Genomic DNA, 15822 nt, shown 5'->3' with positions numbered 1-15822 from the left:
TAAATGTTAAAAAACGTCTTTTTAAGAAAAATTATACAATTTTTTGGCTCGTTTTTTGTTCATTAAGTCATAAAATAATTAATTTTAACATTCATCATTACAAGAATTATAAAATACCCTCATGAATAATAAATTCATTCCAATAATTTCGGTGTTTATGACAATTTCATTGATTGTCTTCGTCACGCTTCAATTTTATTGGCTGAAACGTTATTATGGTGCTCTTGAGCAGGATTTTTCCAATAAAGTATATTCCGCTCTGGAAAGTACTTCCAAAAGCATGGCTGAAATTGAAGTTGACAAATATCTCAATATTGATTATAAGGACCTTAGAAATAATATTTTAGCCAATAGCGATAAACCTTCCCTGACAACCATTCAGCAGGTAGAAGATTCCGGCGCCCAGAGACAGATCATTTACTCAAAAAATATTATTGAGAAAACCCAGCTTCCCATTTCTCAGCAGGGAGACTCTATCAAGCTGACCAAATTATATACTGATGAAGCTGCTTACAAGATCAAAAGAGATACGACCAACCGTGAGATTTTAACTTCGGACATCAATCAGTCTTTGGAAAATGGTGATTACTCTTTAAAAGAATACGCTAAAATTTTAGGTAATAATATACCGATCACTAAAAGAGTGGATGAGAAAGTTCTGGATTCTGTGATCACCAAAGAACTGAGGATCAGGGGGATTTCATCCAAATTCGGCTATGGAATTATTGATAAGAATAATAATCTTACCAGCGTCGTTAATAAAGATTATAAGGAAAAAAAGGAAAACAATACGTACAGCTACCCTCTTTTTACCGACCAGAAAGAGAGAACTTTATATAATCTCGCATTGGTTTTCCCTAAAAAGGAATATTCACTGGCGATGAATAACTGGCCGATGTTGTTGGGAACTTTCCTGTCACTCCTAACCATTCTGGGAATTTATATCATTTCCATTAATTATATGATGAAGCAGAAAAAACTGGCAGAAGTGAAGACCGATTTTATCAATAATATGTCGCATGAGTTTAAGACGCCGCTGGCTACCATCTCCGTCGCTACCGATTCTTTGGCCAATGATAAGATCGCAACCAATCCTGAAAAGGTAAAATATTATTCAGAACTTATAAAGCAGGAAAATCTGCGGATGAAAAAGCAGGTGGAAAACGTTCTCAATATGTCGAAACTGGAGCGTAATGAAGTCAAACTGTTCTTAAGGGAAACCAATGTAAGAGAACTGATCAAGAGGACAACCGAATCATTTAACCTGATTGTACAGCAGCGAAACGGCTCTCTTACCCAGGAATTTACCGCCGATAGATATAAATTTAAAATTGATGAATTCCATATTTCCAATATGTTGGTAAACTTATTGGACAATGCGAATAAATATTCTCCTGAAAATCCTGAAATTCATGTAAAAACGAGCAATGAAGGAAATCTGTATGTTATTGAAGTCTCGGATAAAGGAATAGGAATGGAAAGCCAGAATAAAACAAAAATTTTCGAAAAGTTCTTCAGGGAGGAGACCGGGAATATTCACAATGTTAAAGGTCAGGGATTAGGGCTTTCTTACGTAAAAAAAATTGTAGACTTACACAAAGGGCAGATTATAGTAGACTCCAACAAAGGGGAAGGAAGTATATTTACTATAAAATTACCGATGAGTTAAAATAAATAAAAGTATAATCAATCATAAAACAGACCCAAGCAAAATATATAGAGAGAGGAATGCTTATAACATTCCTGCCTCTTAATTATTAATTACTTAAAACTATGAGCAACAGAATATTATTAGTAGAGGACGATCAGAGTTTCGGAGCAGTACTGAAGGATTATTTAACGATCAATAACTTCGAAGTTACCCTAGCCACAGATGGTGAGCAGGGATTGAAAGAATTTACAGAAAATGAATTCGACATTTGCATTTTTGATGTAATGATGCCTAAAAAAGACGGCTTTTCATTAGCCGAAGACGTAAAAAAGATCGATAAGAATACGCCTATTATTTTTCTGACTGCAAGAAATATGCGAGAAGATATTTTGAAGGGATATCAGCTGGGAGCAGATGATTATATCACAAAACCTTTTGATACCGAACTGCTGTTATATAAAATCAAAGCTATCCTGCAGAGAAGCTCCACATTGGAAAATGAAGAGCAGGAACAATTTAAGATCAGCAGTATTTTTTTTGATTCTATGCTGAGACAATTAAGAGTCGGTGACAACGAATACAAGCTGTCACCTAAAGAGAATGAATTATTAAAGCTTCTCTGCATCCACAGAAACGATTTCATGCCAAGAGATCTTGCCCTAAGGAAAATCTGGAAAAAAGAAAATTATTTCACCGCGAGAAGTATGGATGTTTATATTGCAAAACTTCGTAAGTTGTTGAAAGATGATGAAGGTTTGGAAATTATCAACGTTCATGGGGAAGGATTCCGACTTTTAGTTAAGAATTAATTCCTAAATATTATTATAAATATAAAATTAGCAAAACAATTAAAAATGTTTTGCTAATTTTGTTTCATACCAACAGGACATGAAGAATACATTTTTAAGTTTAGCTGCTGTTACGTTAATAGCAGTTTCTTGTAAAAAAGATGAAAGACCTACCTACATTAAAGAAGAGGCTGCCGTTCAGCAGCCTGGTGTTGCTGTAAATAACTCACCTAAGGCTTCTTTACTTAACCAGTCCGGTCTTCAGCCTATCCAAAGTACCTCTTCTGCTATCACCGCGCCCGGAATGAATCCTGCTCACGGGCAGCCGGGACACCGATGTGATATTCCTGTCGGACAGCCTTTAAACAGCAAACCGGCTCCGGCAGCTAAGAATGTTGCTGTCAACAATGTTCCGAATGCTGTTCAGATCGATCCGAATACACTGCCAAAGGGTAAATTTGTCATTCCGAATAATGGAAAACCGGTAAAGGTAGCTGCGGGAATGAATCCTGCTCACGGACAGCCTGGACACCGATGTGATATTCCTGTCGGACAGCCTTTAAACAGTAAACCGGCTCCCGCATCAACACAACCTGTTCAGACGATTGCTCAGAATACACCGGCACCCAATTCAGCTCCTGCTCCCACAGGTCCGAAGCCTGCTTTGAATCCTGCCCATGGAGAACCCTGGCATAATTGCGGCGTAAAAGTGGGTGAAGCTTTGCCATAATTTTTGTATTTTTGCATCTGTGAAATTATTTCAGATCATAGCTATTATTTTCTGCCTGGGGATTTTTCTGATTCCCAAAGATAAATTCTATTCACAAATTTCACAGGAAACATGCTGCACCTCCGGTTCAGAAATGAGTTGCTGTAAGGATGAACATTCCAAAGATAATCACGGAAAAGAACAGAAATCGTCTTCCTGTCATGATGACTGCTGCTCCACCTGTACCACCTGTTGCAGTTTTGTGGAAACTCCTTTTTCAAAGAATCTTCAACTGGAGATTTCGTACTACAAATCAAGCAAAAATCTATATTTCCGATATTCTGATCCTCATATTTCAGACCGTTTAAAAGAAATCTGGCAACCGCCGAAAATAGGTTAATTGAAAATGTAACGAAGTAATAGCTTACTGATTGGTAAACTAATACATCGTTATATTATTACATGATGTTCAATTAATCTAAATTTTAAACAAATGAAATTATATATTTCCAGGATTGTTCTTGGTTTATTTCTATTATCTACTCCATTTATATCCGCTCAGAATCTTTCAAAAAATCAGTTTCAGGTAAAAGGAAACTGTGAAATGTGTAAAGAAAGAATTGAAAGTGCCGCACGAAAAGCGGGCGCCAAAGCAGCAAGATATTCTATTGATAACCAAACCCTAACCTTAGAAACAGATTCCGGCGCTCCGGCAGAGGTCATCCTTAAAAAAATTGCAGAAGCAGGTCATGACAATGAAAAATTCAAAGCTTCTGACGAAGGATACGAAAGTCTTCCCGCATGCTGTCATTATGAAAGAGATCCGCAGCCACAGCCGGTTAAAAATAATGACCGTCATTCAAAAAAAGAGAATGAATTTTATGTCAGAGGAAACTGCGGATCATGCAAAGCCAGAATTGAAAAAGCAGCAAAAGACGCGGGTGCAGACTCAGCGGAGTGGACAGCAGAAAGACAAACGGTCATTTTGAATTTTGATGCCTCAAAAACGTCTGCAGACAGAATTTTAAAGAAAATCGCTGACGTTGGACACGATAATGAAAAATATAAGTCGACAGATTCAGTATATAACGGATTACCCGGGTGCTGTCTCTATGACCGTGAGATTCCTCTTGGTAAAATAGGCCCGAAAGTACACTTTGAAGAAAGTTCAGAATCTGAACACCTGGATACCCACAGTTATCATTCTGCAGGCGAAGACCATGATGGTAATGAAAAGCTTATTGAGGGCGTGAGCATAATAGGAGGAAAGGCTGCTACTACCCTAAGTAAGAAAGAAGCCGGCCTTGTTTTTAATATTGATAAAAAAGAATTATTAAAAGCAGCCTGCTGTAATTTATCTGAAAGCTTTGAAACCAATGCGACGGTAGATGTATCTTTCAGCAATGCCGTAACCGGAACAAAACAGCTGAAAATGTTGGGTTTAGACCAGAAATACACAAGCCTGACCAAAGAACTGCTACCTGAAATCAGGGGACTGGCTTCAGCCTATGGTTTAAATTTCATTCCCGGAAGATGGATTGAGAGCATCCAGCTTACCAAAGGGGGAAGCACCGTTACCAACGGTTACGAAAGCATCACAGGACAGATCAATACCGAACTGCTGAAAAATGCCAAAGAACCGGAAACTTCACTCAATATCTTTGCTGATTTCAACGGAAGGGCCGAAGTCAATATTACCAGCGTATCCCCTATTAATGAGAAATGGTCACAGACTTTTTTACTGCACGGAAACGGAACTTTCGGCAATACGGACATGAATGATGACTCCTTCCTGGACCGTCCGAAAGGTACTCAGATCAATGCTGCTTACTTATTAAATTATAATGATCTGGAAAGATCCGGTTTCGGTTCTCACTTCGGAATCAATTTTATCAGGGACGAGAGAACCGCAGGACAGACCGGTTTTGATAAAAATCTGGCGCAGGATAAGCAAAATGCGTACGGCGTAGGGATTGACATTTCAAGATTCCAGATATGGAATAAAACCGGGTATGTTTTTAGAGGGAAGCCTTACCAGAGCTTAGGATGGATGAACCAGTATGTTTATCACCAACAGGACAGCTTTTTCGGATTGAGAAATTATGCCGGGAAACAGCACACTTATTATTCCAACCTGATTTTTGAAAGCATCATTGGGAATACCAACCATAAGTATAAAGCCGGGGCCAGCTTTTTATATGACGGCTATGAAGAGACCTATCTAACGGATGATATGAAAAGAAATGAGATCGTTCCGGGCATCTTTGCAGAATATACATTGACAGGGCTAAAATATACCTTGGTAGCAGGGGCCAGAGCAGATTTCCATAATCTGGCAGGAACCCAATTTACTCCGAGATTAAATTTCAAATATGACTTTAGTCCTCAGACCATTGTAAGGCTTTCTGCCGGAAGAGGTTTTAGAACAGCTAATGTTTTTGCGGAGAACCAGCAGTATTTTGCATCCAACCGTTCTGTGAAGATCATAGAGAATGGAGGCAATATTTATGGCTTAAAGCCTGAAATTGCCTGGAATTACGGTGTAAGTTTACAGCAGGAATTCAAAATTTTCGGGAGAAAATCTACGCTTGTGGCAGACTTTTTCAGAACTGATTTCCAGGATCAGGTACTTGTAGATTTAGACCAATCTCCACAGCAGCTTACCTTTTATAATTTAGACGGGAAATCTTTTGCGAATTCTTTTCAGACGCAGTGGGATTTTACAGCTTTCAAGAATTTTGACGTGAGACTGGCTTATAAATATTACGATGTTCAGGCAGATTACCTGGATGGAAGGAGGACTGTTCCCTTTATGGCAAAACACAGAGGTTTTGTGAATTTAGCTTATGCAACCAACAAAAACAGTAAGGGAGGATTCTGGAGTTTTGATACAACTTTAAACTGGGTAGGAAAACAGAGACTTCCGGAAACTTCAGGTAATCCGGCTGAATTCCGGCTTCCGGCATATTCTGATTCTTATGCGGTACTGAATGCACAGATCTCAAGGAATTTCAATAAAAAAATCAGGGGTTATTTTGGAGGTGAAAATCTTACGTCTTATTATCAGAAAAATGCCATCGTGGATTTCAGGAATCCTTTGGGAAATTATTTTGACGGCGGAATGGTGTATGCGCCCATTATGAAGGCTAATTTTTATGTAGGGCTGGATGTGACTTTTTAATCATTAATCCGGTAAAGGTATGATTTCAAACCTTATAGGTTTTAAAAACCTATAAGGTTTAGCCCCAACAAATCCATCTTCAAAATTTTTATTCTACATCACACAAGGAAGTATTACAACTAACCGATGTGGATTGAGAATCGTTTAAACTAAAATCCTTCTCGCATAGGGATACAGGAAATTTCATAAAAAAGGCCGTTTTCACGACTTGTGAGACGGCCTCTTTGCTTGGTACCATCAGATCAATTATCTTCCGAAATCATCCTGTACTCTTACGATATCATCTTCATCCGATGGATGGGACACATCGGTATGCTGCCAGATTTCTGCCACCACGCCCCAGCCGTCCAGACCGATGAGCCTATGCCTCTCCCCCTGCTGAAGCTTAATCTGATCTTTCGGATGGTATTCTTTCAGTTCACCTTCTTCATCGGTATTGCTTGTCTTGACCCCCACTATTCCTTCTACAACCTGCCAGATCTCTGCTCTGCGGTGGTGATACTGCCAGCTCAGGCGTGTATTCGGAGCTACAAGAAGGATTTTTGGACTGAGCTTTCCTCCTATTTTCAGACTTTCAACATCAATTCCGTCAAAATACTGATTGGCAAAATCCTGCGCCTGGTTTTCATCAATGACGAAAAATCCGCCCCAGGGTCTTGAACTGTCTTTTGATGCAATGGTAAATCCCTGCGATGCCAGCATTTGCTCTATTTTACTAAATATTTCTGTTTTCTCTGCATTCATAAGTTATGTTCCTTTCTAAATTATTTTCAAATATAATGTTTGTCATTTTATTCTTTCGACATGGAATAGGGAAAATCTTTTTCCTGCGAACCTCTTTCTTTATTCGGCTTACTGTCCATCCTGAATTCCAGAATGGCTCCATTCATCAGTTCTTTGTGGCTCAGCCAGTTTTTGGAGTATGGCCGAAGGTTTACGTTTAAGGATTGTACATATAAATTTTCGGCACTGTTTTGCGGTGCCCGTATTTCAATTTTTTTCCCGTTTTCCAGGTGAATCACAGCCTCTTTGAAAAGCGGTGCTCCTAAAACATACTGATCTGTGGCTGGTGTCACGGGATAGAATCCTAATGCTGAAAAAATATACCATGCAGAGGTCTGCCCATTATCTTCGTCCCCGCAGTATCCGTCCGGCGCCGCATCATACAGCTTATCCATTACCTGTCTTGTCCAATACTGTGTTTTATACGGAACTCCTGCATAATTGTACAGGTAGATCATATGCTGGATCGGCTGGTTTCCGTGGGCATACTGCCCCATATTCATGATCTGCATTTCACGGATCTCATGGATCACACTTCCGTAATAGCTATCATCGAATACCGGAGGAAGTGAAAAAACTTCATCCAGCTTTGCTTCGAATTTCTTTTGGCCACCCATCAGTTTTGCCAAGCCATCAATATCCTGGAAAACCGACCAGGTGTAATGCCAGCTGTTCCCTTCTGTAAAGGCATCGCCCCATTTAAAAGGATTGAATGGTGACTGGAATTTTCCATCTTTGTTTTTACCACGCATCAGGCCTGTTTCCGGATCGAAAAGATTTTTATAATTATAGGCTCTTTTTTTATAGATGTCTATTTCGGAAGCCGGCTTTCCGAGAGCTTTTCCGAGTTGATAAATTGCAAAGTCATCATAAGCATATTCCAGTGTTCGGGCTGCGTTTTCATTGATCTTGACATCATAAGGGACGTAGCCCAGCGTATTGTAGTATTTTACTCCCTTACGGCCTACGGCATCCATTGGACCTTCATGATTGGCACCATGCTTTACCGCCTGCCAAAGGGTTTCGACATCATAGCCACGCAAACCTTTCAGGTAAGCATCGGCAACGACAGAAGCAGAATTATTCCCGATCATGATGTTGGAATATCCGGGGCTGCTCCATTCCGGTAAAAATCCGCCTTCTTTGAAGGCATTGGCAAGACCTTCCTGCATTTCTACATTGATGCTTGGATAGACGAGGTTCAGGAAAGGATACAATGCACGGAAGGTATCCCAGAAGCCTGTTCCTGCAAACATTTTCCCATCCATAATTTTCCCGTTATAAGGACTCCAGTGTTTTATTTTATCATCAGAATCAATCTCGTATAATTTCTGAGGGAAAAATAAAGTCCGGTAGAGTGAAGAGTAAAATGTTCTCATCTGCTGATCTGTTCCTCCTTTCACTTCAAGGCGGCCCAGAGTTTTGTTCCAGATATTTTTGGCATCTGCTTTTACCTGCCCGAAACTCCTGTTTCCGATCTCTCTTTTGAGGTTCAGTTCTGCCTGTTCAAAGCTGATGAATGAAGAAGCCGTTCTCGCATATACACTTTCTTTATTTTTAAGTTTAAATCCGATAACCGCTCCGGCATGATCACCGGTAATTTCCAGCTGGTTTTTGACAAAAGCACTGTCCTTCCAGGTGGTAGCTAAGTCAAAATCTTTATCGAACTGGATGACGAAATAGTTTTTGAAATTGTTATATTTCCCTCTGGCATATTTGGTAGTATACCCAAAAATTTTTCTTTCTTTGGGAAGTATTTTGATATATGAGCCTTTATTCAAAGCATCGATGATCACATAGGCACTGTCCGTTTTAGGGAAATCAAATCTGAAAAAAGCAGCTCTTTCTGTTGGAGTAAGTTCTGTGGTCACATTAATGTCTGCCAGATATACGCTGTAGCTGTAAGGTTTTGCAACTTCCGCTTTGTGGCTGAACCAGCTGGCACGGTCTTCTTCCTTAAATTTTAGTTTCCCCACACCCGGCATAATGGCAAAAGCACCGTAATCATTCATCCACGGAGACGGCTGATGGGTTTGTTTAAACCCTTTTATTCTGTCTGCATCATAGGTATAGGCCCATCCGTCCCCCATTTTCCCGGTCTGCGGTGTCCACAGGTTCATTCCCCATGGAAGTCCTGTTGCAGGATAGGTATTTCCATGGGACAAAGAGGGTTTGGATTGGGTACCCATGAGAGGATTCACATAGTCAGCGGGAGAGATTTCCTGCGCAAACGTGAAGATCGTGAATAGAATGAGAAAGCCTGTAAATAGAGATTTCATGATATCATTTTGTTAAATTTATTCTTGTTATTCTTCAAACTGCAACACCAAAAATGGCTGCACCTCCAAAAATAGCGGAAATTTTAATAGGAAGGTCGATTTTATGCTACGTCAGGTACTAATTTACGCAGAAGCAATAACCTCCCGGATCTTGGTAATGCGAACCTCCGATGTCTATTTTTGCTAAATTTTGCACTATACTATATTTGATTTTTCTGATCACGGCTTGTATTTTAAAACATACCATTTCAAATTCAGCATATTGTTGTTTACATCCTCACAACAGATTCACAAAGGAGTTTAAACTGCATCCTGAGCAAAAAATAACATTACGACAGAAGATTGATTTTCTTTTTTAGTATATTTTAATAAGATCACCGGGCCTGCGGCCCGGTGATCTTATGGTTATTTCACAATTAATTTCTCGGTTTGCTTCAGATTTCCGTTCTGAGATTCAAACTGAATGATATAATTCCCCATTTTAAGTCCGGAGAAATCATACGGATTGTTTCCCGGATTCAACGTTTTTGTTTCTAAAACAGTTCCGTTAAAATTATAGACGGTCAGTTTTCCTTTACTGTATTCTTCAGGCACGGAAATAATAAGCGGTGAAGGTATACTTAAAGGATTCGGGTATAATTTTATTTGTTCTTGGGCGGCTGTTTCTTCAAGACCTGCTGCTTTCCGGGTTCTTGCCGTTGAAGAAAGTTGCTGAGCCGTCGTACAGGGTATGTCAGTTCCCCAGTTGGAAGCATCAACTCCCGTAAGTGTCAGGGTCACTCCGTTTCCTGAGTTATCCTGAACAGTTGCACCGCTGCCTTCGTTAAATTTCCAATAGGCGGCAAGGGATGTGGCCGGAGCCGTTACATTACACATATTCTGGCTGATCTCCGTCTGTGTCAATGCTTTTTTCCATATACGGACCTCATCTATTTTCCCATTGAAATTTCTGGATGTACTGTATGAGTAGCCCACATTGAATGCTCCGCTGGAATTTACAGGTCCGGTCTGTGATTTGCTGGCATCAAGAACTCCGTTGATATAAATTTTCATCGTTGAGCCATCATAAGTAGCGGCAACGTGATACCATGTATTGGCCGTGAGTGCTGTAGCGGCAGTTAATTTTTGCTGTACATTATTGATACTTAAAACAAACTGAAGCTTGTTATTGGCAATATTAGCATCTCCAAGACGAAGTAACGCTGAATTGCTGTCACCCACTTCCGTTCCCATAAGCGAAGAAATATAAGGAGATGCTGATTTGAAAGACGATGGTTTGATCCAGCCTTCAAAAGACAGTGCGGACCCGCTTAAATTAAGGTTTCCAGCAGTGCCTGATTCTGTGCTTCCATCCAGAGAAAGAGAAGCTGAACCCGGAGATGCTGCTCCTGATCCACTATTGAATCTTGGTGCAAAAATATAGGTACTTTTTACGCTGCAGTTCGTCCTAATCCTCCAGTCGTATTCTGTATTGGCTGCCAATCCGGATAGGGTAACTGAAGTAGCCGTTGTAGCGGTCACCGCATTGGTCCATACCGTTGAAGCAGCCGGTTTATAATCTACGTCATAGGTATTGGCTCCTACGGCAGACCAGTTTAATCTGGCACCTGTTCCTGTCAGATTACCGGTAAATAATCCTATCGGGGCATCACAATTGGCTCCCTGGGTCCAGGACTGCAAAGGCGTGCTTAAGACCGTTTGTTCTCCATACAGTGTTTGTGTTCCTGCTGAAAGCTGAGAGGTTTCATTCGTTCCGTGAAGATCATACCACATGAATACTCCGTATCCGCCATTCTTGGTCTGGGTAGCCAGGCTGGTGGTGGTAGAACTGGACGTATTTCCCATCCATACTGCTGCAGGGGAAATCTGTGCATTGGTAAGCGGCGGAACATTGGGTGCTGAGAAAGTTCCATACATGGCATTCCAGCTGTAGTTGATATAATCTCCTACCCTTAGCCCGTTCCAGGAAAGTCTTGAAGCGGCAGGTCCGAAATAATAGAATGTGATTAATTTATCCGGCAGTAAAGCCTTTAATTCCTGTACAAGCATTACGAAAGAGCTGGCATTCGGCTGGCCGGTTCCGTTTTGTCCGTAGTCAGAATATTCATCATCAAAATCGATCCCGTCGAGACCATAGGTATTTACTGTATGGGCAAGCTGCTGGGCAAAATCTCTGGCAGCTTCACGGGTAGGGAAATTACAAAGTCCTGCTCCCTGGTGATTTCCCAAGATGGTAAGTACCACTTTCATTCCTTTAGCCTGTAGTGGCTTTATGTAAGTATCTGCATTGGTAAGTACTTTTGTAACGTTATTGTTACAGTAAAGATAAGGCCTGCTGCGGCTGGAATCGTAATTGATATTGGCAGCAAAAATATTGACGACATTAAATAAATATTTACCTGAAGTCTGCAACTTGTACGATCCTGCATTCAGAAGGTTGTTGTTGTTTACTTCCACATAGCATATTCCCGTAGGGTTAAGCTGTTGTGCATTAAGCACAGGGATGGCATTGATGATCATTACGATCATCAGGGTAATGGCTTTTTTCATAGTGGCTTTTTTAGTTGTTTGGTACTATCTAAAATTTCATTATTGAAATTTAATTGGCAATAAATTCAGGCTAAAATGCTCCTTCGGTAGACTTCTCCAGCTCCCTGGCAGACTTTAGAAATTCTTCCGCGTCCATTTCGCTGAAGAAAAGAAGGCCGTGTGCGGCCCTAAGGCGCGGGCTTTCATTGTCATAAAAGTAAGGTTTTCCTAAGACCAGCTGTACGTCCTCCAGCTGCTCTACCCACGTCTGAATGGAAAGATGACTGAATTTTCCATCGTAGCGGTAGCTTGGGAAGGATGCCTCCACCTGGCTCATATAGCTGTTGGTAAAGCTTACATCCATCGTACTCATCGCATTCAGCGATACCGGAAAAATATGGGTAACCTCTGCTGCATCAAACTGGTACCAGACATTTCTATAGCCCCATATCCTAACCTTTGAAAGGTCTTTTTCCTTACCCCATTCTCTTACGGCTTCAGCTATGGCCTGCAGCACCTTGTAATGAGTATCGGGTCCGCTGCCTTCGGGATCGAATGCCAGGCTTATGACCGTAGGATTTATATCTCTGAGCTGTTTCAGAATGGGAATTACATCCCTTTCCCGGTCGGGTTTTTCTGTAAAAATTGCTCCGGTATAAAATCCCAGTCTCAAATGATGAACATTTTCAGTCCTGACGCCAAAGTGGGCCCAGACCAGCTCTTCTTCGTACTCACGGATCATCCCTTTCAAAGTCTGGATTTTGGGTTCCGGATTCTGACCGTCGTAGCTTGAATTCACCGCAGTGATAATGGCACTGATCCTGACTTCTAGATCCGTTCTGTTTTTCAGATCCCAGAGTTCAACAACATTTCTTACTATCCTGTGCGAAACGGCCCTTGATCTTTCATAAGCATTTTCAGAGGCGATATTGATCAGGTAATGATAAACGTCTTTGTCTTTTTTATTTTTGTATCCTGCCTCGAAAAAGTCCGGGTACTGAAGCATCTCAATTTCTTCTTTCTGAACAAATGAGAGGGTTTCCGCAAGGATTCTTATTAAGAATTTATTGGTAACTGCCGTAAATCCGGAAGTAAGAACCGAATAATGGGAGACATTAGTCTCATTATGCGACTGATAATGAATATAGGGCAGCAATCCCAGTGAAATATCGTCGTGATGCGGGCCCGTGTGATAAAAAACTTCACTGCTGAGCCGTTCCGTTCCTTTTCTGATTTTGCAGGTAATGGAATCGATGACAGATTGAACGGTATGCTCCCCAAGACCGGGAATCAGGTGTGTATACGGGTCCTCCCTCAGATCATCAGGAGTCAGATGCTCTGCATATTTATTTAGTTTTCTTGTTAAAGACATCACTGCTTTATCTGTTTTTTCCTGGGACCAGCTTCCAGACCGGTAGTAATCATCTGTATAATCTTTCAGCATACCTGCAGCTCCCAACGTAATATAAAATCTTGCGTTCGGCAGGGTGCAAAGCACGGAAGCCGGATACAGATTGGACGGCGGCAGCTCAAGTGCATTTTTGATCATAGGAGCTTTGGCCTCTCCTGCGGCAAAAATAATGGCTACTGCATCCTGGTTATAGGTGATGGTCTCCAGACCAATTGTAATCACGAGCCTCTCCCTTGAGATTTCAATACCCCCGAGATCTCCTGCTGCTACGGCCTGTGTTTCAAAGTTGGTAGAGGTGAGCCTTGTGGTGGAATAACGGTCGGAACCTTTGATATTGAATGCAATATGCCCGTCAGGACCTATTCCGCCAAGAAAAAAACCGATTCCTCCCAATGCGCGGATTTTATATTCGTATTCCGAGCACCAGCTATCAATGAGGAAAATAGAGTCTTTCTGCAGTTTTTCAAGAGGATTCAGAGCTTCACGGTATCTCAGATCCAGATTTACTTTATGATCCGGAAAAACTTCTTCAAAGCTTTTGCCTTCTGCTAAAGGAATTACGTTGGAATTGATCAGTAGTGCATTTTCCCGCTTCAGCCCGAAACCTTCGATGTAATATTTGTTCACGTAATGGTAAAAACTGTTCGCCTGTGACGCCTGTATAGGGTAAAATTCATCGATCTGAACAAAGTGAAGTTCTGCCAGGGACGGTTTATCTTCCCACAGCAATCCGTGTTTCTTTCTGAGGGCAACCGTGCTTTCGTTTTCCCAGTTTTCAAGGATGTGTTGGGTCCAGAAAATAAAATATTCCGGTGTTTTACCTGTGGGAAGACTGATCACTCCGGCAGGGTTATCATGGACCCATTCCAGAAACCTCATCGCTGTAAGCATTCCTAAGTTCGGAAAGTTATCTACAGCGATATAGGGAACATTCACCTTATTGTTCCGCGGAACCTCATTTAAAAATGACTGTTCTACCGGTGTAAAAATTTTGTTTTTTTCCATTACGTTCAGTATTTGATGTTATACCAATCGATGCCGCTAGGTCAGCAGGTCAGGATTTTTGTTAAAGGTTTCCCATAGCAGCTCGCCAAACAGCGTGTTGGCCCACGCAAACCATTCTCTGGTGAATTTCTTATCGTTGTCCTTATGGAAAGATTCGTGCATGAATCCGGTTCCTCCGTGGGTTTTCTGTAAAGTGCCTATGCACCATTTGATCTCTTTTTTGTTATTGGAAGTGAGCGCTTTCATGATAATACTCATGGGCCAGATCATATCGAGACCGATGTGAGGTCCGCCGATCCCTTCTGCCAGCTTTCCTTTGAAGAAGAATGGGTTGTCTTTTGACCAGACATATTTTCTGGTATTAATGTAAACAGGATCATCGGCTTTCACAGCGCCCAGGTATGGCAATCCGAGCAAGCTCGGGCAGTTGGCATCATCCATCAGGTTATAACTTCCAAATCCATTGGTTTCAAAAGCGTATATTTTTCCGCATTCCGGATGATTGTAGATTCCGTATTTTTTGATGGCGGCCTCTACCTCATCGGCCAGACTGTTCAGCTGCTGGGCAAGTGCCTGCTCATTTTTGATCTTTGAAACCATTTCTGCTGCCTGACGTAAGCTTACCACTGCAAATAAATTAGAGGGAATCAGGAAAGCGTAGATTGTAGCGTCGTCACTAGGACGGAACATTGAGCTGATTAACCCCACGGGATTTGTCGGATAACCGTAACCTCCCATTGGAATGCCGTCTGTAGCCCATGCCGTGGTACGCTCGAATTTATAAGGTCCTAAGCCAGTCTTTCTCTGCTGTTCTCCAAAGGTCTGTAAAGTCAGTTTAATTCCCTGTAACCAATTATTGTCGAACGGTTTCGTATCCCCTGTTGTTTTCCAGAAATGATAGGCGAGACGGATAGGATAGCACAATGAATCTATTTCCCACTTTCTTTCGTGAATACCTGGTTTCATGTCTGTGTGATCGTATTCTTTCCATTTGCTGATTTTGTTCTCATCGTTGTAAAAAGCGTTGGCATACGGATCTTTCAGGATGAATTCCGTCTGTTTATGAATCACTCCTGAGATCAGCTGATGTAATTTTTCATCTTTTTCGGAGAACTTAAGATAAGGGAAGACCTGTGCAGAGCTGTCACGAAGCCACATGGCATCTATATCTCCTGTAATGACGTAGGTGTCGGGTCTTCCGTGAATTTCTTTATAAAAAACGGTAGTATCTAATGTATTGGGGAAACAGTTTTCGAATAACCAGACAAGTTCTTTATTTTTCACTTTCTGTTTAAAATCGGCAATCGCACTTTCTACGGCTTCACTGGTAAACTGTCTATTAGCTTTAGGAACACGTACCACCGGGAAGTCCTCGCGGCTCAATGTTTTCGCAAGAACATTTTGAGTAAACAGCAATCCTGCTCCTGCCAGTGCACTTGTCTTTATAAAATTTCTCCTTTCCATTATACTTTTTGTTTCGTTGTTT

At 41.2% G+C, this 15822-nt stretch carries 10 protein-coding genes; 5 read left to right on the top strand and 5 right to left on the bottom strand.

Annotation, left to right across the window (positions count from 1 at the left end):
* The first annotated feature begins 121 nt into the window (after positions 1 to 121).
* The 5 genes from ODZ84_RS15270 (at position 122) to ODZ84_RS15250 (ending at position 6329) form a co-directional block, all read left to right on the top strand.
* Entirely contained in the window at positions 122 to 1669 is a 1548-nt protein-coding gene (locus ODZ84_RS15270; RefSeq protein WP_266173276.1) for a sensor histidine kinase, read from the top strand.
* A gap of 104 nt (positions 1670 to 1773) precedes the next feature.
* On the top strand, positions 1774 to 2460 hold the full coding sequence (locus ODZ84_RS15265; protein ID WP_266173275.1) for a response regulator transcription factor: 687 nt from the start codon (positions 1774 to 1776) through the stop codon (positions 2458 to 2460).
* A gap of 79 nt (positions 2461 to 2539) precedes the next feature.
* Positions 2540 to 3169, top strand: coding sequence for a hypothetical protein (locus ODZ84_RS15260; RefSeq protein ID WP_266173274.1), 630 nt, complete (start codon positions 2540 to 2542; stop codon positions 3167 to 3169).
* Positions 3170 to 3188: 19 nt separating this feature from the next.
* Positions 3189 to 3548 carry a hypothetical protein gene (locus ODZ84_RS15255; protein ID WP_266173273.1) on the top strand — a complete coding sequence of 120 codons (360 nt, stop codon included), beginning with the start codon at positions 3189 to 3191 and terminating at the stop codon, positions 3546 to 3548.
* Positions 3549 to 3641: 93 nt separating this feature from the next.
* Positions 3642 to 6329 carry a TonB-dependent receptor domain-containing protein gene (locus tag ODZ84_RS15250; RefSeq protein WP_266173272.1) on the top strand — a complete coding sequence of 896 codons (2688 nt, stop codon included), beginning with the start codon at positions 3642 to 3644 and terminating at the stop codon, positions 6327 to 6329.
* 246 nt (positions 6330 to 6575) lie between these two features.
* On the opposite strand, the gene ODZ84_RS15245 is transcribed toward ODZ84_RS15250, so the two are convergent.
* The 5 genes from ODZ84_RS15245 to ODZ84_RS15225 form a co-directional block, all read right to left on the bottom strand.
* On the bottom strand, positions 6576 to 7073 hold the full coding sequence (locus tag ODZ84_RS15245) for a cupin domain-containing protein (protein WP_266173271.1): 498 nt from the start codon (positions 7071 to 7073) through the stop codon (positions 6576 to 6578).
* Between the two features lie 47 nt (positions 7074 to 7120).
* Positions 7121 to 9391, bottom strand: a complete 2271-nt coding sequence (locus ODZ84_RS15240; RefSeq protein ID WP_266173270.1) for a GH92 family glycosyl hydrolase — start codon at positions 9389 to 9391, stop codon at positions 7121 to 7123.
* Positions 9392 to 9796: 405 nt separating this feature from the next.
* A complete protein-coding gene (locus tag ODZ84_RS15235) occupies positions 9797 to 11941 on the bottom strand; it encodes an endo-beta-N-acetylglucosaminidase H (RefSeq protein WP_266173268.1) in 2145 nt (714 codons plus the stop codon).
* Positions 11942 to 12011: 70 nt separating this feature from the next.
* A complete protein-coding gene (locus ODZ84_RS15230) occupies positions 12012 to 14336 on the bottom strand; it encodes a glucosamine-6-phosphate isomerase (RefSeq protein WP_266173266.1) in 2325 nt (774 codons plus the stop codon).
* A gap of 36 nt (positions 14337 to 14372) precedes the next feature.
* Complete coding sequence (locus tag ODZ84_RS15225) at positions 14373 to 15800, bottom strand: glycoside hydrolase family 125 protein (protein WP_266173265.1); 1428 nt, start codon at positions 15798 to 15800, stop codon at positions 14373 to 14375.
* Between the last annotated feature and the right edge of the window lie 22 nt (positions 15801 to 15822).

Origin of the sequence: Chryseobacterium fluminis (assembly GCF_026314945.1) — a bacterium.
GTDB lineage: Bacteria > Bacteroidota > Bacteroidia > Flavobacteriales > Weeksellaceae > Chryseobacterium > Chryseobacterium fluminis.
Note: the sequence above shows the minus strand (reverse complement) of the source record. Positions and strands in the feature narration are given on the sequence as shown.